The organism is Dokdonella sp. GW821-FHT11D02 (genome assembly GCF_058808595.1).
In genome coordinates this window covers 809,198-831,085 of record NZ_CM179520.1, presented here as the reverse complement: position 1 = coordinate 831,085, position 21,888 = coordinate 809,198, and the positions used below count along the sequence as shown (strand labels likewise).

Annotated in this window: 12 protein-coding genes; 6 read left to right on the top strand and 6 right to left on the bottom strand. The window is 66.1% G+C overall.

The window, feature by feature from the left end; all coding sequences use genetic code 11:
- Window positions 1-156: 156 nt before the first annotated feature.
- The 5 genes from AC3QL3_RS03310 to AC3QL3_RS03290 all read left to right on the top strand — a co-directional run bounded on the left by AC3QL3_RS03310 (window position 157) and on the right by AC3QL3_RS03290 (window position 9,663).
- On the top strand, window positions 157-1,137 hold the full coding sequence (locus AC3QL3_RS03310; protein ID WP_492896873.1) for a mitochondrial fission ELM1 family protein: 981 nt from the start codon (window positions 157-159) through the stop codon (window positions 1,135-1,137).
- A gap of 89 nt (window positions 1,138-1,226) precedes the next feature.
- Window positions 1,227-4,520, top strand: a complete 3,294-nt coding sequence (locus tag AC3QL3_RS03305) for an amidohydrolase family protein (RefSeq protein WP_492896872.1) — start codon at window positions 1,227-1,229, stop codon at window positions 4,518-4,520.
- Window positions 4,521-4,615: 95 nt separating this feature from the next.
- Window positions 4,616-6,028: an amino acid permease gene (locus tag AC3QL3_RS03300; RefSeq protein ID WP_492896871.1), complete on the top strand. Its 1,413-nt coding sequence runs from the start codon at window positions 4,616-4,618 to the stop codon at window positions 6,026-6,028.
- A gap of 87 nt (window positions 6,029-6,115) precedes the next feature.
- On the top strand, window positions 6,116-6,703 hold the full coding sequence (locus tag AC3QL3_RS03295; RefSeq protein ID WP_492896870.1) for an ECF-type sigma factor: 588 nt from the start codon (window positions 6,116-6,118) through the stop codon (window positions 6,701-6,703).
- 5 nt (window positions 6,704-6,708) lie between these two features.
- Window positions 6,709-9,663 carry a serine/threonine-protein kinase gene (locus AC3QL3_RS03290; RefSeq protein ID WP_492896869.1) on the top strand — a complete coding sequence of 985 codons (2,955 nt, stop codon included), beginning with the start codon at window positions 6,709-6,711 and terminating at the stop codon, window positions 9,661-9,663.
- A gap of 51 nt (window positions 9,664-9,714) precedes the next feature.
- Here the strand turns inward: AC3QL3_RS03290 and AC3QL3_RS03285 are convergent, their stop codons facing one another.
- From AC3QL3_RS03285 to AC3QL3_RS03270, 4 genes are all read right to left on the bottom strand, one after another.
- Window positions 9,715-10,227, bottom strand: coding sequence for a hypothetical protein (locus AC3QL3_RS03285; protein ID WP_492896868.1), 513 nt, complete (start codon window positions 10,225-10,227; stop codon window positions 9,715-9,717).
- Complete coding sequence (locus AC3QL3_RS03280; protein WP_492896867.1) at window positions 10,227-10,673, bottom strand: DUF2628 domain-containing protein; 447 nt, start codon at window positions 10,671-10,673, stop codon at window positions 10,227-10,229. Before AC3QL3_RS03280 ends, AC3QL3_RS03285 begins: the two co-directional genes overlap by 1 nt.
- Before the next feature lie 235 nt (window positions 10,674-10,908).
- Window positions 10,909-12,768 (bottom strand): hypothetical protein, encoded by a 1,860-nt coding sequence (locus AC3QL3_RS03275; RefSeq protein WP_492896866.1) that lies wholly within the window; start codon window positions 12,766-12,768, stop codon window positions 10,909-10,911.
- A 189-nt stretch (window positions 12,769-12,957) separates the two neighbouring features.
- A complete protein-coding gene (locus AC3QL3_RS03270; protein ID WP_492896865.1) occupies window positions 12,958-13,839 on the bottom strand; it encodes a sterol desaturase family protein in 882 nt (293 codons plus the stop codon).
- Between the two features lie 176 nt (window positions 13,840-14,015).
- Here AC3QL3_RS03270 and AC3QL3_RS03265 point away from each other — a divergent pair, with 176 nt between their 5' ends.
- The gene (locus tag AC3QL3_RS03265; protein ID WP_492896864.1) at window positions 14,016-14,435 is read left to right on the top strand and encodes an MAPEG family protein; all 420 of its coding nucleotides are present in this window, start codon (window positions 14,016-14,018) and stop codon (window positions 14,433-14,435) included.
- 104 nt (window positions 14,436-14,539) lie between these two features.
- Here the strand turns inward: AC3QL3_RS03265 and AC3QL3_RS03260 are convergent, their stop codons facing one another.
- Window positions 14,540-17,758 (bottom strand): hypothetical protein, encoded by a 3,219-nt coding sequence (locus AC3QL3_RS03260; protein WP_492896863.1) that lies wholly within the window; start codon window positions 17,756-17,758, stop codon window positions 14,540-14,542.
- A gap of 624 nt (window positions 17,759-18,382) precedes the next feature.
- The gene (locus tag AC3QL3_RS03255; protein WP_492896862.1) at window positions 18,383-21,697 is read right to left on the bottom strand and encodes a hypothetical protein; all 3,315 of its coding nucleotides are present in this window, start codon (window positions 21,695-21,697) and stop codon (window positions 18,383-18,385) included.
- Window positions 21,698-21,888: the final 191 nt, after the last annotated feature.

Sequence of the window (21,888 nt, the reverse complement as noted above, 5' to 3'; positions counted from 1 at the left end):
TACGACAGCCATCCCCGAAAACGAAGCCTCCAGCGTGGAGCGCGTCACGAGATCGAACAAGCGTCGAAAGCGGGAAACAGCGTTTCCGCAGCGACTACGATCGCGCCGCGGCGCCGGAGTTCGCCAGCGGGCGCAAGCGTCGGCTACCCTGCCCGCATGGATGCACCGACTCCGACCTGTTGGGCGATCAGCGACGGCGCCGCCGGCAACGAAAACCAAGCGCTGGCGCTGGCGCGCGCGCTCGGCCTGGCGCCGCGCGTATTGCGCGTACGCTTGCGCCAACCCTGGTCCGCGTTCGCGCCGCGCCTGACCTTCGCCGCCGCGGCCGCGATCCGCGATCAAACCGGCGCAGCGCTGGCGCCGCCCTGGCCCGACCTCGCGATCGGCTGCGGCCGCCGCGCGGCCCTGGTCACGCGCCTGATGCGCGGATGGAGCGCGCGCCGTTGCTACACCGTGCAGATTCTCGATCCGCGCATCGATCCGAGCGCGTTCGATCTGGTCCTGGTTCCGCAGCACGACGGCATCGAAGGCGCCAACGTGATCCACAGCATCGGCGCCTTGAACGCGGTCGACGCCGGCTGGCTCGGTACCGGCCGCGCGCGCTTTGCCGATCTTGCGCAATTGCCCTCGCCGCGCACGGCGGTGTTGATCGGCGGTTCCAACCGCGCTCAGCGCATCGACGCCAGCTATCTCGATGCGCTGCTGGAACGTCTCGCCGCGCGCCACGCCGATGAAGGCGGCAGTTTTCTGGTCAGCGTGTCGCGGCGCACGCCGGCGGAGTTGGCGAAAAAACTGCGCGACGCGTTCGCCGCCTTCCCCGGGTCATTCTGGAGCGGCGCGCAGAGCGGCGAAAATCCGTACGCAGGCTATCTCGGCTGGGCCGACCGCATCGTCGTCACGCCCGATTCGGTCAATATGATTTCGGAAGCCTGCGCCACCGGCAAACCGGTCTACACCTTCGCCCCGCGCGCGATCGAGGGCAAGCTCGCCGCGTTCCACGCCGAACTCGCCGGCAGCGGCCATCTGCGCCGTCTCGACGATCCGCTGCAAGCACCGCCGCAGCCGCCGCCGCTGGCCGAGACCGCGGCCATCGCCGAGCTGGTGCGCGAACGTTACGCACGGCGGCGCGCGTCCTGACGCCGCCGCGACCCGACCCGGGACTTTCGACCCGTCTGCGGCGCCGGCGCATTGCCTATGATCGGTCGCATTCGTCACGGGAGATCCACATGCCTCTGCCTCGCCTCGCCACGCTTGCCGCGAGCGTCGCGCTCGCCTGTACCTGCGCCTACGCCGCCGACAAGGGCGACGACAAGCCCAAGTGGGACGTCAACGCCGCGCACGGCCCGACCAAGACGATCAAGTTCAACACCGACGAAGGCACCTGGCTCGATCTCGACGTCAGCGCCGACGGCCGCCAGATCGTCTTCAGCCTGCTTGGCGATCTGTATCTGCTGCCGATCGAAGGCGGCAGCGCCAAGCGCCTCAGCGCAGGGCCGGCCTGGGACGTGCAGCCGCGCTTCTCGCCCGACGGCAAGGAAGTCGCCTTCACCTCCGATCGCGGCGGCGGCAACAACCTCTGGCGCATGCCGGTCGGCGGCGGCGCGCCGACGCAGGTGTCCAAGGAAGACTTCCGCCTGCTCAACAATCCGGTGTGGACGCCGGACGGCCAATACCTGATCGGGCGCAAGCACTTCACCGGCGAGCGCTCGCTCGGCGCCGGCGAATTGTGGATGTACCACCGCGCCGGCGGCGCCGGCCTGCAACTGACCAAGCAGAAGAACGATCAGCAAGACCTGGGCGAGCCGGCGGTCAGTCCGGACGGCCGCTACGTCTACTACTCCGAAGACGTCACGCCCGGACCGCTGTTCCAGTACAACAAGAATCCCTACGACGTGATCTACGCGATCAAGCGCCTCGACCGCCAGACCGGCGAGACCGAGACGATCGTCGCCACGCCGGGCGGCGCGGTGCGTCCGCAGCCCTCGCCCGACGGCAAGACGCTCGCCTTCGTCAAGCGCGTGCGCGAGAAGAGCGTGCTGCATCTGGTCGATCTCGATTCGGGCCAGGTGCGTCCGCTGTGGGACGGTCTCTCGCACGACCTGCAGGAAGCCTGGGCGATCTTCGGGCCGTACGCGAATTTCGCCTGGACGCCCGATTCGAAGAACCTCGTGATCTGGGCCAAGGGCAAGCTCTGGCGCGTCGACGCCGCCAACGGCACGCCGACGCAGATCCCGTTCACCGCCGCGGTCGAGCAGACCGTGGCGCAGCCGCTGCGCTTCGAGCAGAAGCTCGACCAGGGCAGCTTCCAGCCGAAGATGATCCGCGACGTCGCCACCAGTCCGGATGGCCGCACCCTGCTGTTCCACGCGGTCGGCCACCTCTGGACCAAGGCGCTGCCGGGCGGCGCGCCGCAGCGTCTGACCAACGACGTCTCTTCGTTCGAATACCAGCCCGCCTTCAGCCCAGACGGCAAGAAGCTGCTCTACACGACCTGGTCCGATGCCAAGCAGGCCGCGATCGTCGAGCGCGATCTGGCGAACGGCCAGACGCGCACGCTGACGGCCAAGCCCGGCTTCTACTACGGTCCGCGCTACTCGCGCGACGGCGCGCGCATCGTCTACGCCAAGACCGCCGGCGCTTCGATCACCGGCAGCCTCAATTCCGGCGAGACCGGCATCTACCTGCTGCCCGCCGCCGGCGGCGAGCCCAAGCGCATCGCCAAGACCGGCGCCAATCCGCAGTTCTCCGCCGACGGCAAGCGCGTGTTCTATCTGGTCGGCGACGGCCTCAAGAAAAAGCTGATGAGCGTCGGACTCAACGGCGAGGAACCGCGCGAGCTATTCGACCTCAAGTACGTCGACTTCGTCGCCGTCAGCCCGGACGGTCAATGGGTCGCGTTCACCGAACTCTTCAACGCCTACGTCGCGCCGCTGCCGCAGACCGGCGGCGCGATCGAGCTGTCCAAGGACACCAAGGCGATTCCGGTCACGCCGGTGAGCAAGGACGTCGGCTCCTATTTGCACTGGGCGGAGGATTCGCGCGCGCTGCACTGGATGGTCGGCCGCGACTACCACACGCGCGAACTGAAGGACGCGTTCGCGTTCGTGCCCGGCGCGCCGAAAGAATTGCCCAAGCCGGGCAGCGACAAGGGCGTCGACGTCGGCCTGTCGGTGCCGATGGATCGTCCGGCCGACACCTTCGCGTTCACCCATGCGCGCATCGTCACCATGCGCAACGCGCAGGCCGGCGAGCAGGAAGTCATCGACAATGGCACCTTGCTGGTCGAAGGCGACACCATCAAGGCGGTCGGCGCGAATGTCGCGATCCCGCCGAATGCGAAAGTGATCGACGTGCAAGGCAAGACGATCGCGCCCGGCTACGTCGATGCGCACGCGCACGCGAACCACTTCTTCACCGGCGTGGTGCCGCAGGCGAACTGGGCCTACTACGCCAATCTGTCGTTCGGCATCACCACCATGCACGACCCGTCCGCGACCACCGAAACGGTGTTCTCGCAGGCCGAACTGGTCAAAGCCGGCGATCTGGTCGGCCCGCGCGTGTTCTCCACCGGCACCATCCTGTACGGCGCCGACGGCGACTTCAAAGCGGTGGTCAATTCGCTCGACGACGCGCGCGCGCATCTGCGCCGCATGCAGGCGAACGGCGCCTTCAGCGTGAAGAGCTACAACCAGCCGCGTCGCGAGCAGCATCAGCAGATCAACCAGGCCGCGCGCGAGCTCGGCATGCTGGTGGTGGAGGAAGGCGGCTCAACCCTCAACCACAACCTGCCGATGATTCTCGACGGCGTCACCAACATCGAGCACAACCTGCCGGTCGCGCCGCTGTACAACGATGTGATCGGCCTGTGGAAGCAGACCGACGTGCGCAACACGCCGACCCTGGTGGTCAACTACGGCGGCTTGTCGGGCGAGTATTACTGGTACGCACGCGACAACGTGTGGGAAGACAAGAAGCTCAACCGCTTCTTCCCGCGCGAGACGCTCGAAGCGCGCGCGATCCGCCGCGAGACTGCCCCGGACTGGGACTACTACTACCAGACCGTCGGCGCGGCGGCGAAGAAGCTGCGCGACGCCGGCGTCAAGATCCAAACCGGCGGCCATGGCCAGTTGCAGGGGCTGTCGGAGAACTGGGAGATCTGGATGCTGGCGCAGAGCGGCTTCTCCAACTGGGAAGCGCTGCGCGCGGCGACCTACGACGGCGCCGACCTGCTCGGACTGTCCAAGCAGATCGGCTCGCTCGAAGCGGGCAAGCGCGCCGACTTCGTCGTGCTCAACACCAATCCGCTGGAAAACATCCGCGCCACCGCCGATACGCGCTACGTCGCGGTCAACGGCCGCGTGTTCGACGTCGACGCCGACATGGCCGAAGTCGGCGGCAAGGGCCGCGCGGCGCCGGAGTTCTACTGGCAGCGCCATCGCGACGGCCGCAGCTTCGGCGTCGAGTTCGGCCCGACCGCGATGTGCCATTGCCCGAAATCGGGGACCTTGCACACGCATTGAGCCCACCTCGCCCGCCGGCATCGGACGGGCGGGCCTAGGCGCCGGGGCGGGCGAACGCTACTGTTCGCCGCCCTGGCCCTGCGCGATTTCCGACGATGCCTCCGACCGAACGGCTGCCCGAACCTCCCGCCAGCGCCACCCCCGGCGCGGGCGGCCCGGAACGACTGCGCCACGCGCTCAAACCGCGCCAGCTGACCATGATGGCGCTCGGCAGCGCGATCGGCGCCGGCCTCTTCCTCGGTTCCGGCATCGGCGTGCAGACCGCTGGCCCGGCGGTGCTGGTGTCCTACCTCGTCGCCGGCATGCTGGTCATCATCGTGATGCACGCGCTCGGCGAAATGGCCGCCGCGCGCCCGGCCAGCGGCGCGTTCTCGGTGTACGCCGCCGACGCGATGGGCGCGACCGCCGGAGCGACGATCGGCTGGCTCTGGTGGGCGCAGCTGGTGGTGGTGATCGCGGCCGAATCGGTCGGCGCTGCCGGATTATTGGCGACCTTGTGGCCGGCGCTGCCGGTGGCCTGGATGTCGCTCTTGTTCATGCTCGTCTTCACCGCGATCAACCTGCTCGGCATCCGCAACTTCGGCGAGTTCGAGTTCTGGTTCGCGATCCTCAAGATCGCCGCGATCCTCGCCTTCATCGCGGTCGGCGTCCTGCTCCTGTTCGGCCTATTGCCGGGTGTCGCCTCGCCTGGGTTGAGCAACTTCTACGCGCACGACGGCTTCGCCCCGAAAGGCTGGGCCGGCATCGGTGCCGCACTGCTGGTGGTGATCTTCGCCTTCGGCGGCACCGAGATCGTCGCCGTCGCCGCGGCCGAAACCGAAGACCCCGAACGCAGCATCGCGCGCGCCACGCACTCGGTGGTGTGGCGCATCCTGGTGTTCTATTTGGGCTCGCTCAGCGTGATCATCGCGGTGGTGCCGTGGACCAGCGACGCTTTGAAGTCACCGTTCGCGGCCGTGTTGCAGCAGGTCGGCATCCCGGGCGCGGCGAACGCGATCACCCTGGTCGCGGTGGTCGCCTTGCTGTCCGCACTCAACGCGAACCTGTACGGCGCCTCGCGCATGATCTTCTCCTTGGCCGAACGCGGCGAGGCGCCGCGCGCGCTGGCGCGCGTCGACCGCCGCCAAGTGCCGGTGCTGGCGGTGCTGGGCAGCGTCGCGTTCGGTTTCTTCGCCACCCTGCTCGAGCTGCTCTACCCGTCCAAAGTGCTGCCGGCGCTGCTGAATCTGGTCGGCTCGACCTGCCTGGTGGTGTGGACCTTGTCGCTGGTATCGCAATGGATCCTGCGCCGGCGTGCGGACCGCGCTGGCACGCCGCTGCCGTTCCGCATGCGCGCATTCCCCTACCCGACCCTGCTCGGCCTGCTCGCGCTCGGCGCCATCTTCGTGCTGGCGATGTACACCGACGGGGCGCGCCTACAGCTGCTCTCGACGATCGCGCTGACGCTCGCCATCGCCGCCTGCAGCGAGATCGCGCGGCGCTGGCACAGTCGGCAGAAATCCGGCTGAGCGGCGGCATACACTGAGAGGGTTGCCGAGCGACTCCCCTTGGCAACGCCAAGCGCCGATCGGCGGCGCCGGTACGCGGCTTCCGATATGAGCGAACGACTCGAGGACGAAATCCGCGCCGGCATCGAAAGCGCGATCCAGGCGCAACAGATCGGCCTGTCGCAGCTGATGGTCGGCCTGCAAGACGAACTGCGCCTGATCGCGCACCGGCAGCGGCGCCGCGGCAGCGCCAGCGAAACGCTGTCGACCACGGCGCTGGTCAACGAGGCCTACCTCAAGTTCGCCCATTCCCCCGATCTGTTCGAGCGGATCGAACGCCGGCACTTCCTCGCCATCGCGGCGCGCGCGATGCGCAACATCCTGATCAACCACGCGCGCGACCGCGTCGCGCAGAAGCGCGGCGGCGGCGTGCACGCGGAAACGCTGGACCCGAGCGAACCGCCCGACGGCGACCTGCTCGAAGCCACCCGCATCCTCGAACTCAACGACGCACTCGATCGGCTCGATCGCGTGCGCCCACGGCTGGCGCAAGTGGTCCAGCTGCGCTACTTCGCCGGCTTGAACGAGGACGAAACCGCCGAGGTGCTCGAACTCGACCGCAGCACCGTGCGGCGCGACTGGATCAAGGCGCGCGGCTGGCTGTACGACAAGCTGCATCCCGATTCGAGCGGCTGACACGGATGGAGCCTGCGCAAGAAGACTGGCAGCGCCTGGAGGAATTGCTCGACGCGCTGCTCGAACTGCCCGAGACCGAACGCGCCGCCTTCATCGACGAGGTCGCGCGCCGCTCGGCCGACGACGCGGCCGCGCTGCGCGGCTGGCTCGCCGGCATCGAACGCTCGGAAGGCTATCTCGCGCCGGCGCGCGCGCCCGCCGCGATCGTGCGCGGCGGCGAGGCGATCGGCAGCTGGCGCGTGTCGCACCTGATCGGCCGCGGCGGCATGGGCGAGGTCTGGCTCGGCGAACGCGCCGACGGCCTGTTCGAAAAACGCGTCGCGATCAAGTTCCTGCGCGACGATCGCCCGCAGCTGGCACGCAGCATCGAATCGGAACGCCGCGTGCTGGCTTCGCTGCAACACCCCGGCATCGTGCGCCTGCTCGATGCCGGCACCACCGCCGACGGCCATCCCTTCCTCGTCACCGACTTCATCGAAGGCGTCACGCTCGATGTCTGGTTGCAGCGCGAGCCGCGCACGCTCGACCGTCGCCTGCGCCTGTTCCGCCGCGTCGCCGACGCCCTCGCCTACGCGCACGAACGGCTGGTCATCCATCGCGACATCAAGCCGACCAATATCCTGGTCGGCGCGGACGAGCAGGCCCATCTGCTCGACTTCGGCATCGCGCGCGCACTCGCGCACGAAGCAGAAGCGCCGCAGGCGACCCAAGTCGCGCTGACGCCCGAATTCGCCGCACCCGAAGTGATCGCCGACAACAGCGCCAGCGTGCGCTCCGATCTCTACGCGCTCGGCGCGCTTCTGTATTTCCTCTTGTGCGGAAAACCGCCGCTGCAACTGCACGGCCTGGCGCTGGCGGCGATGATCGAAACGATCCGCGAAACGCAGCCGTCGCCGCCGAGCGCGCGCGCCGATGCGGCGAGCCTCGCCGGGACGTCCAAACGCCTGGTCGAGGATCTCGATGCGATCGCGCTGAAGGCCTTGTCGAAGACGCCGGCGGCGCGCTACGGCAGCGTCGAAGCCCTGCTCGACGACCTCGACGCCGCGCAGAGCAATCGTCCGATCGGCGCACGCGTACCGAGCGCCTGGGATCGCGCGCGGCGCAGCTGGCAGCGCCACCGCGTCGCCATCCTCGGCGCCGGCCTGCTCGCGCTGTCGCTGCTCGCCGGCATGGCCGGCACCTTGTGGCAGGCGCACGAAGCGCGCCTGCAAAGCGCACGCGCCGAAGCCGCCGCCGCGCGCGCGCTGAGCGAGGCGAAAAGCGCCAACGCCGTGCGCGACTTCCTCATCGGCGTGTTCAAAGCGGCCAATCCCGAAGAAACCCCGGGCAAGCCGCCGACCGCGGTCGAGCTGGTCGACGAAGCGGCGCGCCAGGTCGAGAACGGCTTGCTCGGCCAGCCCGAATTGCAGGGACAGCTGTTCGGCGCGCTCGGCGCCACCTACATCGGCTTGGGCCGCTATACGCAAGCGGCGACCTTGCTCGGCAAAGGCCGCGCAATGGCCGCGAAGGTGTTCGGCGAGGGCTCGCTGCCGGAGAGCAAGCTGGCGCTCGAGTACGCGCGCGCGATCGCCGCCAGCGAAGGGCCTTACGACGAGGCGCGCGCTCTGCTCGGCAAGATCGTCGCGCGCAATGCGCGCAGCTCGCCGGAAGAGGCGACCGTGACCGTCGCCGCGCTGAGCGCGCTCGGCGGCATGCAGCGCAGGGTCGGCGAGCTCGACGCGGCCGAGAAGAATCTGCGGCGCGCGATTTCCGACGCGCGCGAACTCGGTCCGCCAGGCGAGGAAGAGCTGATCGCCGCCGTGCACGAGCTGGCGAGCTGGGCCGCCGACAAGGGTCGGCGCGCGGAAGCGGTCGAGCTGTACCGCGAGATCCTCGCCATCCGCCAGCGCAATCCGGCGCAGTTCGAGCCGCGCATCAACGCCGTGCGCATGGAGCTCGCGTCCACGCTCGGCTACATCGGCAACAACGACGAGGCCGAAGCGATCCTGCGCGAAGTGGTCGACAGCAACCGCCGGCTGTACGGCGAAGCGCACGCCGTCTACCTCGGCAGCGTGATTGAACTGGCGCGCGTGCTGGTGCGCAAGCCGGCTTATGAGGAGGCCGGCACGCTGCTCGAACAGGCGCTGGCGACGGCGCGCCGTCAATTCGGCGAGGACAACGAGGTCACCGCGCATGCCTTGATCGCGCTGGCCGCGCTCAAGTACACCCAGCACGACTATCCCGCTGCGATCGCGCTGAGCGAACAAACCGCCAAGTACGTCATCGCCCACGACGGCACGCTCAGCTGGCGCGCCCTCTTGATGCGGCAGAACCTCGCGCGTTTGCGTGCCGACAACGGCGACTACGTGCAAGCCGAGCGCGAACTGCGCGACCTGCTGGCCGTCTTGGCCAGCATCCACTCGAACCAGAATTCCGATGTGTTCGTGCTGCTGGGCACTCTGCGACGCAATCAGGGCGACGCTGCCGGCGCGCGCGCCTTTCACCGGCAAGCGCTGGACGCGCTGCGCGACAACGGCGACAGCAGCAGCTTCGACGTGCAGGAAGCACGCATCCATCTGGCCCAGGACGAACGCAATCTCGACAACTGGGCGGAGGCGCGCAGCCAGGCGCAAGCGTCACTCGACGGGCTGATGCAGCTCGATCGCGCAGCCAACGCGTCGATGATCGCGTTCGTACGCTATGTTCTGGCCCAGATCGACACCTTGGAGAACCGCTGCGCGGCGTCGCTGCCGGCCATCGAAGCATCGTGGGAGAGCTACAAGCCGCTGCCGCAGCAGCCGATGCAGCGCTGGAAAACCGCACAGGCAGCGCTCTTCGTCGGCCTCTGCCGCCGGCAGATCAAACGCGACGACGCCACCGCGCAGGCGCTGATCGCCGACAGCGCGAAGATCCTGCGCCAGTCGCCGCTGGCCGATCCCTACATCCGGCGGCTCGCCGCCGAAGCCGTGCGCTCGAAGTAAAAAACCGGCACGGCGATCCACTGCCGTGCCGCAAGCGCGCTCGCCACTCGCTTAGCTATGACGTGCCGACGGCTGCAACGCGCGCCGCACGCGCGAAATCGCGACCAGATAGAGAATGTTCCAACCGATGCGCAAGCTGATGCCGAGGATGAAGCCGGCCAGCGCGACGGCCGGATCGCAAGCCTCGCCGTCATCGGGAATGGCGCTGCGCAGCGTGTGTTCCCAAGCGGACAGCGCCAGCCCCGTCGCCGCGAACGCGACGGTGAGGCGGCCGAGCACGACGCCCAAGCCGCGCTGCTGGCGCAACAGCCGGTTGGCCGCGATGCCGAACACGGCGATTCCGGCGCTGATCGCCAGTTGTGCCGCCAGCAAAGCGGTCGGCGACGGCGCCTCGTCGGCACCGCTGCCGCGCACCAGCGCGAATCCCACCGCCGCACCGATCAGCACGTGCACGCAGCACAACAGCAAGTCCACGCCGAATACGACGCGCAGAAAATCGCGATTGGAGCGCGACTTCCATTCCGGCTCCGCGCCGAGACCGTTCACCGCCGATCCGCTTTCCATCAGAACGGCGACACCGGCATCCAGCCGCGGTCACCCTGGACCTTGAACGCGTAGAAGTCGCGCGGTGCGGTGATCATGAAAATCGCGCCGCCGAGGAAGCGCAGGCCGTCGACCAGCTTGGGCATGCCGATTACCGTGAACACGGTCGCCAGCACCAGCAGCAGCACGATGACGATGCCGAGCAGGACCAGGCCTTTCTTCCACATGCCCTTGGTCAGGTAGTAGAGGAAGCCGAAGATGAAAGCCAGGAGCGTGCTGGCCATCGGCGGTTTGACTTCCTTCAACGCCGCCTTGCGGTCCTGCTTGGGCAGCGCCTTGATGCCCGGCAGCGTCGGGCCGCCGTACTTCTTGACGCCGTGGAAATAGGTCTTCCAGGCGGGCGAGACGTCGAGCGCGTCGATGTCGGCGGCCGCATTGGTTGGGTTCTCGTTGATGACTGCGTTCATGTCGTTTTTTTCCTCAGGGTCGGTAGCCACGGGCGTGCGACGAAGCGGCGGCTGTACGACCCGCCGGTCGCTTCGAGGCGGCTCCCATCGGAGGACTAGTCACGGAAACGGGAACGAATGCGTCTTTTTTTTCTTTTTTCTTTTCTGAGCCGGGCACGCGCGGAGGCGCGGCCTTACCGTCCCGGCGGAGACGCCGAACGCCGGTGCCGGCGGCAAGCGCCGTCGAACGACGCCGTCACAACGGCGGCCGGATGCTCAGCTCCGCGCGCGGACGCGGGCCGTCCTTGGCGTCGTGATCGAAAATCGGATAGCCGAGCTCACCTTGCTCGTGCGCGTAGCGCTCGGCCAGCGCCAACAGTTCGCGATAGGCGGCCAGCGCCGCGGCGCGTTGGCGTTCGGAACGGAAATCGTAGCTCGGCGGATCGGCATGCATCGGCTGCAGCGCGGCCGCGCTCGCCGCCGTCTCCGCCTCGACCGCGCGCAGATCGTCGAGCGCCTTGCCGAGCAGGCGCATCGCGACGCGGTAGCGCACCCAGCGATGGTTGCGCCAACCGATGCGGCTGCCCGCAGGCGGCTCGGCGCCGGCATAGTGCTGCAGCAGCACCTCGGCCGCGCGTTCGCCGCGCGCGGCGAGGCTGTGGATCAGCCGTTGCGACATGCGCAGGTTGAAGCCGCCCTCGTCGTCGCGCAGACGCACCGTGACGACGCGGTCGCGATAGCCCGGAATCGCCAGCTGGGTGCTGTCGCCCCAGTTCTGCATGGTCGCCACGATCGCGCGCAGAAAGCCGAACAGGCTCGGCTTGCCGTGCGATTCGACTTCGACCACCTGGGTCGCCGCGCCGCTGCCGTTGCGGTCGGGCATCCAAACGTAGTCTTCCGGGTCCTGCGCGTCCTCGGGCAGGTAGCGGCCGTCGCCGAGGTTGATGCCGAAACTCGGCCGCGACGGCACCAGCGCATCGAAATAGTGGATCGGAAAATTGCTGCAGATGCCGCCGTCGGAAAACCACACCTTCTCGGCGACCCGGCGCCAGGCGCCGCCGCGGCGCCGCGGCGGCTCGACGCGCATCCGCCACAGCGGCACCGCCGACAGCAGCACCGGGAACGCCAGGCTCATGCGCAGCGGCACGATCACCGGCAGGTCGGCCATCGCCGGCAGGCGATAACGCCCGGCCAAGGGTCCGCTCTCGTAGCGGCCCGGCGAGTCGGCGATCAGCGCATCGACGATCGCGGCCGGAAACAGCGCGCGCATCTCTTCCGCATCGAAGGCGAACGAGGGATCGCCGAGCGGAAAGCTGTAAGGACGACCGTGGCTCAGCGCAGTCGTCATCAGACGCAGATCGATGCGCCGCTCGCGCGCGTCGCGCGCCGCGCTGTCGGCGACGTAATCCGCCGCCGCGACCGGACCGCGCCAGAGATCGCCGAAGCGCAGCGGTCGCGCCGGGTCGAGTCCGGACAAGGATTGCAGCGTCGCATGCAGCCACGGCGTCAACGCATCCTCCGCGCCCATCCCCGAACATAGACCGTAGCCATTGGCCGGCAAGCGGCGCCACGCATAGAGCAGGATCGACAAGCCCAGCGCCAGCACGAACACCAGCGCGGCGACGAACAGGCCGGCGACGCAGGCGACCCAGAACATGCCGCTGCCGGAACGCACGTCGAGCGCCCACAGCAAGAGCACGCTGAAGGTCGCCGCCGTCGCCGCGGCGAGCGGGAAGCTCAGGATCGCCGCACACAGCCAACGCCACGCCGCCAGCCCCCAATGCGGGCGATCCGACATCAAGCCGGCGACCAAAAGACGATACAAGCGCCGCGTCGTCGCCTGCGGCTGGAACAGGCGGAACAGGCGCGTTTCGCCATCCACGGTCGCGCCGAGCTGCTCGGGCAAACCCGCCAGCCGCTCGAAGCCGCCCTGCTCGCGCCCGTACTCCGCCGCGGCCGCGGCTGCCGCGGCGATCGCGCCGGCGGAAGCACCGCCGAGACTGCGCAAGCGGTAGTGCGAAGCGAGCCGCGCCAGCGCGAGCGGGTAGACGATGCCGCTGGTGATGCCGCCTTTGAGGATCACATCGCATTCGGGGCGGGCATTCGCAGCGCTCATGGCGTCCTCGCGGAGGCGGCGCCGTCACGGGCGACGGCGCAGGCAGTGTTGCAGGAGCCGATGACGGCGGCAGGAAGACCGCAGCCTTCGATCATCGGGCAGGCGCCGAACATTGCCCAGATCGCGCGCGATCGCAATGGCTGCGATCGGCTCGATCTCGATCGGAAAGATTCGATATCGCGAATCGGCTCAGACGTCGCCGGCCTGCGCGATTTCGAGCGGACGGCGCGAGTCGTCGAGCCCGACGTGCGAAGCGGCACGCTCGGGCGGCCCGAACAGTTGGCGCAGGCGCGCGAGCGGACCGCGCGCGCGCCAGGCATCGCGCAACATCGCGCGCCATTCGTGGAAGGTCAGCGTCAGCGGATTGTGGCTGTGGATCGGCCCGACGATGCCGTACTCGCACGGCACCTCCGGATCCTCTTCGACGAAACTGCCGAACAAGCGATCCCACACGATCAGCACGCCAGCGTAGTTGCGATCGATGTACTTCGGATTGCGTGCGTGATGCACGCGATGGTGCGAAGGCGTGTTGAACACGTATTCGAGCCAGCCGAGCTTGCCGATCGCCTGCGTGTGCACGAAGAACTGAAAGGCGAGATTGATCGCGACCACCGCGACGATGTGAGTCGGCTCGAAACCGAGCCAGGCCAAGGGCAGCCAGAACACCCACATACCCGAAATCGGATAGGTCAGGCTCTGCCGGAACGCGGTCGACAAGTTCAAGCGTTCGGAGGAGTGATGAGTGACGTGCGAAGCCCACATCCAGCGGATGCGATGGCTGGCGCGATGGAAGAAGTAGTAGAAGAAATCCTGCGCCAGAAACAGCGCCGCGATCGTCCACGCCGACGCCGGCAGATCGAACACGCGGAACTGATAGACCAGGAAGTACAAACCGATGACGACGCTCCACGCGACCGCGTCGGCGGCCTGGTGCATCAGCGCCAGCACCGCGTTCGACGCGGTGTCGGCCCAGGTGTAGCTGTCGACGCCGCGCTTGCGCCAGTACCAGGCCTCGAGCGCGATGCAGCCGAGGAAGACCGGGGCGAGCCCGAGCAGGATCCACTTTTCCACCAGTGCGGACTCCGAGCCGGAAACCATTGCGCATCGAACGCGGCGCGCGTCCCGCTTTCGGTTTGCAGGACCGCTACCATACGGCAAAGTATGCGAACAGAACGCGGCCGCGTCCACCGCCGCGCGCCGCGTCGCCGTTCCACCGCAGCCGGGCACGCGCCACCGAGGAGAAGACCGTGACAGAAACGAGCATTCTGCTTCCCGCCATGGCACTGGTCGGCTGGACCTTGTGCGTGCTGCTCCTGATGCCCTACCAGCGCTTCAAAGCGGTTCTGAGCCGGCAGGTCGAGGTGGACGACTTCAAGTTCGGCGAATCGGCGCGCGTTCCGCACGGCGTCAGCATTCCGAACCGGAACTACATGAACCTGCTGGAGCTGCCGGTACTGTTCTATGTCGTCAGCCTGATCGCCTACGTCAGCCACCACGCGGATTCCGTCGCGCTCGTGCTCGCCTGGTCCTACGTCGGGCTGCGCATCGTGCACAGCCTCGTGCACTTGAGCTACAACAACGTCATTCATCGCATGAGCGTGTTCGCGGTGAGCAACGTGGTGCTGGGGGTCCTGTGGACTCGGCTCTTGATCGAGTTCGTTCGCTGAACCCACCGAGACTGACGGCGCGCGAGCGACCAACTGTTCAAAGGGTGGCACGCGTGAGTCCAGCGAAGCACGGTGTAGACGTGCTTCGCTGGGCCCGTTTCTTCTCAACGAAGGTGCACGGCCTCGATCACATGCATGGACGGATAGCCGAGCGCCGACAGCGACGTGGGCACCGTCACCCCGCAGTCGTGTGCACTGAGAAAGCTCGGATGCGTCTCAGGCTCCGCCGTCGAGCCGATCACGAACAGTTGGCCATTGCCGGTCTCGTCGACGTTGGACACCTCGACCACGAGATCGCTCTCCGCCGTCACTGCAACCGTACCGGCGACCGGTATGTTCATGCTCGTCAAAGATGCGTCCCTTGGCGCTGCGGCCGTGGCCTGGCCGATGCGAACCAGCTGCAAAGGCTCGATGGTGTCCGCGGCAACCGTATTGGGCGTGGTGTAGAGCGTAACCGTCAGTTCGGGCGCGCCGATCGTCCTTTCAATGGACACGTCGACGCTCTCTATCTCGATCGAAGCCGGCAAACCGTATTCGCCCAGGACATAGCGCCGCCAGTAGTGCGCTTCGTTCGATACCGGCACACCTACCGGGCCACAGAAAATCGAGTTGTCCTGCATCGGCGTCGCGTCGCCCGTCTGCGACAGCGATGCGATCGAGTCGAAGCCGCTTTGGAAGATTCGATCTCCACGTACGACGTTCATCACGACGGGAATCTCGATCGTCGAATTCGTGGGATCGTTCGTCGAGACACACAATCTCGCCGTGTAGGCCCCCACGGCGAGGCCGGCACTGTTGAATGTCACCTCCGCCGTCACAGGCGCTTCGGGCGCGATGTCGTTTCTCGACATCGGAGCAGCAGCCAGCCAGCTGACGGACGACGGTGAGCCGCAAGAACCCGAAGCTTCCATGACTTCGTAGTCGAGCAGGCTGCCGACCCCGCCTCCATTGCCGATGGTGAGGGACCGCGTCGTCGATTGATTGGCGGGTACGTCGACGCTGAGCATCGGCGGCGACACCGAGGCCTCCACCGCTATATTGCCCACGGTGAATTCAATGTCGATCGCGACGGTCCGCTGCCGCGGGTCGTTGCTGTTGAGGCAGACGCTGGCCCGGTACAAGCCATCGGCGAGACCGGCGGGATCGAAGGTCAAGCCCATCGTGGCCGGAGCATCGCCAACCGCCACGCTGCCGCTGGCCGGCGTCATCGAAAGCCACGGTACTTCGCCCGGCTGCGCGCAACCCGTGCTGTCGATCGCGAGTGCGGCGAGGACTATGCCGGAAGCTTGCCCCGCAATCGTATAAGCACCCGAGGTCCGATCGATGGTTCCGATGTCCGTCTCGCTGAAGAACAACGGAATCAATCTCTCACCACGCAGCATATGGAGTACCCCCGTTCTGGGGTCGAAATCCATGGAATATTCGTGAGTGAACCCGGTACCCAATGGTCCGATGCCGGTGTATTCGGCCGTGGTCTTGTCGATCGCGACCAAACGCGGCACCGTCAAGTTGTTCGAATCGATGCCGTACATCAGCCCTTCCGGACTGAACGCGATCGCAGGAATGACCCTGGAAAATGCAGCGTCCGGCGGCGGTTGAAATGGGCCCACCAAGGTCGATACGAGCGTATTCGGATCGAGCTTGTAGAGTTGGTAGAAATTCGGCTGGCCTGCATAAGCCGATGCGTAGAGCGTACCGTCGGTAGGATCCTGCGTGAGATCCTGGAAGGTCGCACCGTCATTGCCCGAGATAGTACCTAGCGAGAACGTTTCGCCGGTCGCGGTCGAGATGATTTTCAGCTCATCGCCGACCAAGAAGTACTCTTTGCCGATGTCGTGGTCCGCGAACGCCCCGCCGCGAGCATGTTCGTCCACCGCCGCGAAGTCGGCGATCGCATGCACCGTCGCCGGCTCGTTGAGATTCAACCAGACGTAGTCAGTACGCTGCGGAAATCCGCGAAACGCATACGCACGCAAGGGCGGCAACGCGGTCGCCGAAGCGGCGATCGTCCGCAGAGTCGGCGGCGCTTCTCGATCGGCGGCCTTGCTCGATCGCCCCGCCTGGTCCGCGCGGATCGGCGTCAGATCGTCGCGTGCGGAACGTGGGAAATGAGCGCGCGCGTTGGGCGCCTCACCGACGAACCAATGCAGGTCGCCGTCACCTTGATTGGCGATCGTCACATCGGCCGCGACCGCCGTGCTGCTGCCGGAAGGCACCGACCGGGCGATCGTCTTGGGGGTCACGTTCATCCTGGCCGTAACGATGGCCGCCGAAACCGAGGCCTGTGCCGTCAATTGGATGGGTGTCGTCACCAGCGTCAGGTCGATCGCCATCGGTGGCAGTCGCGGCAAGGGCGTCCGGTAGGAGTACTGATTGGCGATCTGATTCGCGCCCGCCGCGCTCTGCACGCCGATCGTGGCAATGGCCGCGTTGTCCAAGGCCGCGTCCGCACCGTAGCTCAAGCTGTCGTAGACGAACGACACGGTGCCGTTCTCGCGCAGAATCGCCTCGAAGTTCGAGGCCAGCGGCGTGGGCTCGGGCGTGATTCCGAGAAATGGCAGATTCCATTGGACGATGAGTTCGCGCTGGCCCACCTCGCCGCGAACCTCCCAGTAAACGCCACGCTCGCCGGCTTGCAGAGACATCCACTGCGGCAGAATGGCGGGGCCGGCGATTCCACTAAAGGCGAGGAAGTCGAACGGCAGGCTATAAGCGCTCAGAATTTGGCACTCCTCCGCGTCAAGGAAAAGAGCGCCATGGCTCGATATGCAGAGCCGCTGCGCCGTCACCTCATAGAACGTGAACGGGAACGGCAACTCGATCGATGCGAAGTTGCGCTCGAGTTCCATGGGGACAGGCTCGCCCGTGCCGCGAATATCGACGAACGGTGTCGTTGCCTGATCGTCGAACTGATAACCCTCCAGCCGATCCTGCGCGCGCCAAGTCGCCGTATACGTCTGGCTCTGAGTGGCGACGATTCGACGATGGTAGACGTAAGTACCGCCGATCGGGATCGGTGTCGGCTGGCTCTCGAAAACGACGCCGTCGACGCTGTCTTCGAGCGTGCTGTAGGCGAGCGTGGTCGCCGAGTGGTTCGTCACGGTGTAGCAAAAATCGATGGTGTCGCCGAGTTGAGCGACCAGTGAAGTCGCCGAACCGCAGGTCGAGCCGTCGCCGTTCAGCGTCAGCCCGACCGTCAGCCCGAGTTCCGTATTCGCCGGCGAGTTCGCTGCGGCGGAAACGGCAACTGCGCGGGAATCCGCTTCGACACCGTGTGCGAACGCTTCGTCGCGCAGGAACAGCGATCCGGCGAGAACGGACACGACCGCGAATCCGAATGCGATCATCGATCCACGCAATGGAGATCGCGTAACTGCCGACCAGCAGCATCGAAGCAACTGGTATTTCAAGCAACTCATAAATACCCCTCCTTCGTACAGCGTCAGTTTTTTATCGAAAGCACCGATGGGTGCCGTTTGTGCATCCCTTTTTTAAGCAACAGCTTCCCCCTCAGCGCGAACGGCCGAGCACGGGGAGTGGATGGGAGGCCGGGGACATTCAGCAGCCCGGCAATGAAGCGTACAGAGTCGCTATCGAGCGAAGAATTGAACGGACTATTCAAATCATTCAGTCTTCACGGGCCCGGCCGTAAAGCTGTTCGTCTCGAGTCGACACGCGCGATGCGCGTCTCACGGATTCCGCCGCGCTCGCGCTCGCTGGTCCTACGCCGGGCTGCGGATCATGCGCAGCCTCTTGCACCTGCATCGCATGAGCGTGTTCGCCGTGAGCAACGTGGTGCTGGCGGTTCTGTGGACGCGGCTTTTGATCGAGTTCGTTCGCTGAACCCACCGAGACTGACGGCGCGCGAGCGACCGACTGTTCAAAGGGTGGCACGCACGAGTCCAGCGAAGCACGGTGTAGACGTACTTCGCTGGGCCCGTTTCTTCTCAACGAAGGTGCACGGCCTCGATCACATGCATGTTCGGACGGCCGAGAGCCGACAACGGCGTGGGAACCGTCACCCCGCAGTCGTGCGCACTGAGGAAGCTCGGATGCGTCTCAGGCGCCGGCGTCGAGCCGATCACGAACAGCTGGCCATTGCCGGCCTCATCGACGTTGGACACCTCGACCACGAGATCGCTCTCCGCCGTCACCGCCACCGTGCCGGCGACCGGTATGTTCATATTCGTCAAAGATGCGTCCCTTGGCGCTGCGGCCGTGGCTTGGCCGATGCGAACCAGCTGCAAAGGCTCGATGGTGTCCGCGGCAACGGTGTTGGGCGTGGTGTAGAGCGTCACGGTCAGTTCGGGCGCGCCGATCGTCAGTTCGATGGACACGTCGACGCTCTCTATCTCGATCGAAGCCGGCAAACCGTATTCGCTCAGGACATAGCGCCGCCAGTAGTGCGCTTCTGCCGATGCCGACACAGTGCCACAGTAAATCGAATTGGATTGTATCGGCGTCGCGTCGCTGGTCTGCGACAGCGACAGTGATGCGATCGAGTCGAAACCGTCTTGGAAGATTCGATCTCCGTGTACGTTCATCACGACGGGAATCTCGATCGTCGGATTCGCGGGATCGTTCGTCGAAACGCACAATCTCGCCGTGTAGGTGCCCACGGCAAGGCCGGCGCTGTCGAACATTGCCTCCACCGTCGCGGACGCTTCCGGCGCGATGCCGCTTCCCGACACTGGAGCCGCACCCAGCCAGCCGACGGACGACGGCGAACCGCACGAGTCCGAGGCTTCCGTGACTTCGTAGTCGAGAAGGCTACCGAGTGCGCCTTCATTGCCGATGGTGAGGGACCGCGTCGTCGATTGATTGGCGGGTACGTCGACGCTGAGCATCGTCGGCGACACCGAGGCCGTCGCAGGCACAATGCCCACGGCGAATTCGATTTCGACCGCGACCGTCCGCTGCCGCGGATCGTTGCTGTTGAGGCAGACGCTGGCCCGGTACAAGCCGTCGGCGAGACCGCTGGGATCGAAGGTCAAGGCGATCGTGGCCGGCGCATCGCCGACTGCCACGCTGCCGCTGCCCGGCGTCATCGACAGCCACGGTACGTCGCTCGGCTGCGTGCAACCGGTGCTGTCGATCGCGAGGTCGGCGAGGACCATGCGGGAAGCTTGCCCGCTAACCGTATAAACCCCCGACGTCCGGTCGATGGTTCCGATGTCCGTCTTGCGGGTCGGCGGAGCCGTTCCCTCGCCGCGCAGCAGATGGAGCACTCCCGTCCTGGCGTCGAAATCCATGGAAAATTCTAGGGCTTGCTGGCTCCCCCCTAACGGCCCGATCCCAGTGTATTCGGCCGTGGTCTTGTCGACCGCGACCAGATACGGCATCGCCCCTTGGACCGCATCGATGCCGTACATCAGTCCTTCCGGACTGAACGCGATCGCAAGAATTTCCCCGGAATATTCAGGGCCCGGCGGCGGTTGAAATTGGCCGACCAAGGTCGATACGAGCGTATTCGGATCGAGCTTATAGAGATAGTCGGCCATCAACGAGTTGGAACGAGCCGATGCGTAGAGCGTACCGTCGCTAGGATCCTGCGTGAGATCCGTGAAGGTCGCACCGTCATTGCCGGTTATAGTACCCAGCGAGATCGTTTCGCCGGACGCGGTCGAGATGGTTTTCAGCTCATTGCTGACGAAGTCCACGAAGTACTGCTTGCCGACGTCGCGATCCGCGAACGCCCCGCCGCGAGCATTTATGTCCGCCGGCGCGAAGTCGGCGATCGCATGCACCGTCGCCGGCTCGTTGAGATTCAGCCAGACGTAGTCGGTGCGCCACGGAAATCCGCGAAACGCATACGCGCGCAGGGGCGGCAACGTGCTCACCGAATCGGCGGTCGTCCGCAGCGTCGGCGGAGCGCTTCGATCGGCGACCCCGCTCGATCGCTTCGCGTGGTCCGCGCGGATCGGGGTCAGGTCGTTGCGTGCGGAACGTGGGAAATGAGCGCGCGCGTTGGGCGCCTCACCGACGAACCAATGCAGGTCGCCGTCACCTTGATTGGCGATCGTCACATCGGCCGCGACCGCCGTGCTGCTGCCGGAAGGCACCGACCGGGCGATCGTCTTGGGGGTCACGTTCATCCTGGCCGTAACGATGGCCGCCGAAACCGAGGCCTGTGCCGTCAATTGGATGGGTGTCGTCACCAGCGTCAGGTCGATCGCCATCGGTGGCAGTCGCGGCAAGGGCGTCCGGTAGGAGTACTGATTGGCGATCTGATTCGCGCCCGCCGCGCTCTGCACGCCGATCGTGGCGTTGGCGGCATTGTCCAATTCCGTGCTCGCGCCATAGGTCAAGCTGTCGTAGACGAACGACAAGGTGCCGTTCTCGCGCAGAATCGCCTCGAAGTTCGAGGCCAGCGGCGTGGGCTCGTCGTAGAAGCGCGGCAGATTCCATTGGACGATGAGTTCGCGCCGGCCCACCTCACCACGAACCTCCCAGTAGACGCCGCGCTCGCCGGCTTGCAAAAACACCCACTGCGGCAGAATAGCGGGACCGGCAATTCCATTTTGGGTGAGAAAATCGAACGGCAGGCTAACCGAATAAATCGGAATTCCGCACTCCTCCACATCGAGGAAAAGAGCGCCATAGCTCGATATACAGAGCCGCCGCGCAGTTATTTCATAGAGTGTGAAGGGGAACGGCAACTCGATCGATGCAAAGTTGCGCTCTGAGTCCATAGGAACAGGCTCGCCCGTACTGCGAATATCGACGAACGGTGTCGTTGCCTGATCGTCGAACTGATAACCCTCCAGCCGATCCTGCGCGCGCCAAGTCGCCGTGTACGTCTGGCTCTGCGTGGCGACGATTCGACGATGGTAGACGTAGGTGCCGCCGATCGGGATCGGTGTCGGCTGACTCTCGAAAACGACGCCGTCGACGCTGTCTTCGAGCGTGCTGTAGGCGAGCGCGGTCGCCGAGTGGTTCGTCACGGTGTAGCAAAAATCGATGGTGTCGCCGAGTTGAGCGACCAGCGAAGTCGCCGAACCGCAGGTCGTGCCGTCGCCGTTCAGCGTCAGCCCGACCGTCAGTCCGAGTTCCGTATTCGCCGGCGAGTTCGCCGCGGCGGAAACGGCAACTGCGCGGGAATCCGCCTCGACACCGTGCGCGAAAGCTTGGTCGCGCAGGAACAGCGATCCGGCGAGAACGGATACGGCCGCGAACCCAAAGGCGATCATCGAGCCCCGCAACGGAGATCGCGTAATCGCCGACCAGCAGCATCGAAGCAACCGGTATTTCAAGCACTTCATGAATACCCCTCCTTCGTACAGCATCAGTTTTTTATCGAAAGCACCGATGGGTGCCGTATGTGCATCCCTTTTTTAAGCAACAGCTTCCCCCTCAGCGCGAACGGCCGAGCACGGAGAGTGGATGGGAGACCGGGGACATTCAGCAGCCCGGCAATGAAGCGTACAGAGTCGTTATCGAGCGAAGAATTGAA

What these genes read in the sequence shown, in the direction of transcription:
- AC3QL3_RS03310 (WP_492896873.1), top strand. Translation starts at nt 157, where the DNA reads ATGGATGCACCGACTCCGACCTGTTGGGCGATCAGCGACGGCGCCGCC.
- AC3QL3_RS03305 (WP_492896872.1), top strand. Translation starts at nt 1,227, where the DNA reads ATGCCTCTGCCTCGCCTCGCCACGCTTGCCGCGAGCGTCGCGCTCGCC.
- AC3QL3_RS03300 (WP_492896871.1), top strand. Translation starts at nt 4,616, where the DNA reads ATGCCTCCGACCGAACGGCTGCCCGAACCTCCCGCCAGCGCCACCCCC.
- AC3QL3_RS03295 (WP_492896870.1), top strand. Translation starts at nt 6,116, where the DNA reads ATGAGCGAACGACTCGAGGACGAAATCCGCGCCGGCATCGAAAGCGCG.
- AC3QL3_RS03290 (WP_492896869.1), top strand. Translation starts at nt 6,709, where the DNA reads ATGGAGCCTGCGCAAGAAGACTGGCAGCGCCTGGAGGAATTGCTCGAC.
- AC3QL3_RS03285 (WP_492896868.1), bottom strand. Translation starts at nt 10,227, where the DNA reads ATGGAAAGCGGATCGGCGGTGAACGGTCTCGGCGCGGAGCCGGAATGG.
- AC3QL3_RS03280 (WP_492896867.1), bottom strand. Translation starts at nt 10,673, where the DNA reads ATGAACGCAGTCATCAACGAGAACCCAACCAATGCGGCCGCCGACATC.
- AC3QL3_RS03275 (WP_492896866.1), bottom strand. Translation starts at nt 12,768, where the DNA reads ATGAGCGCTGCGAATGCCCGCCCCGAATGCGATGTGATCCTCAAAGGC.
- AC3QL3_RS03255 (WP_492896862.1), bottom strand. Translation starts at nt 21,697, where the DNA reads ATGAAGTGCTTGAAATACCGGTTGCTTCGATGCTGCTGGTCGGCGATT.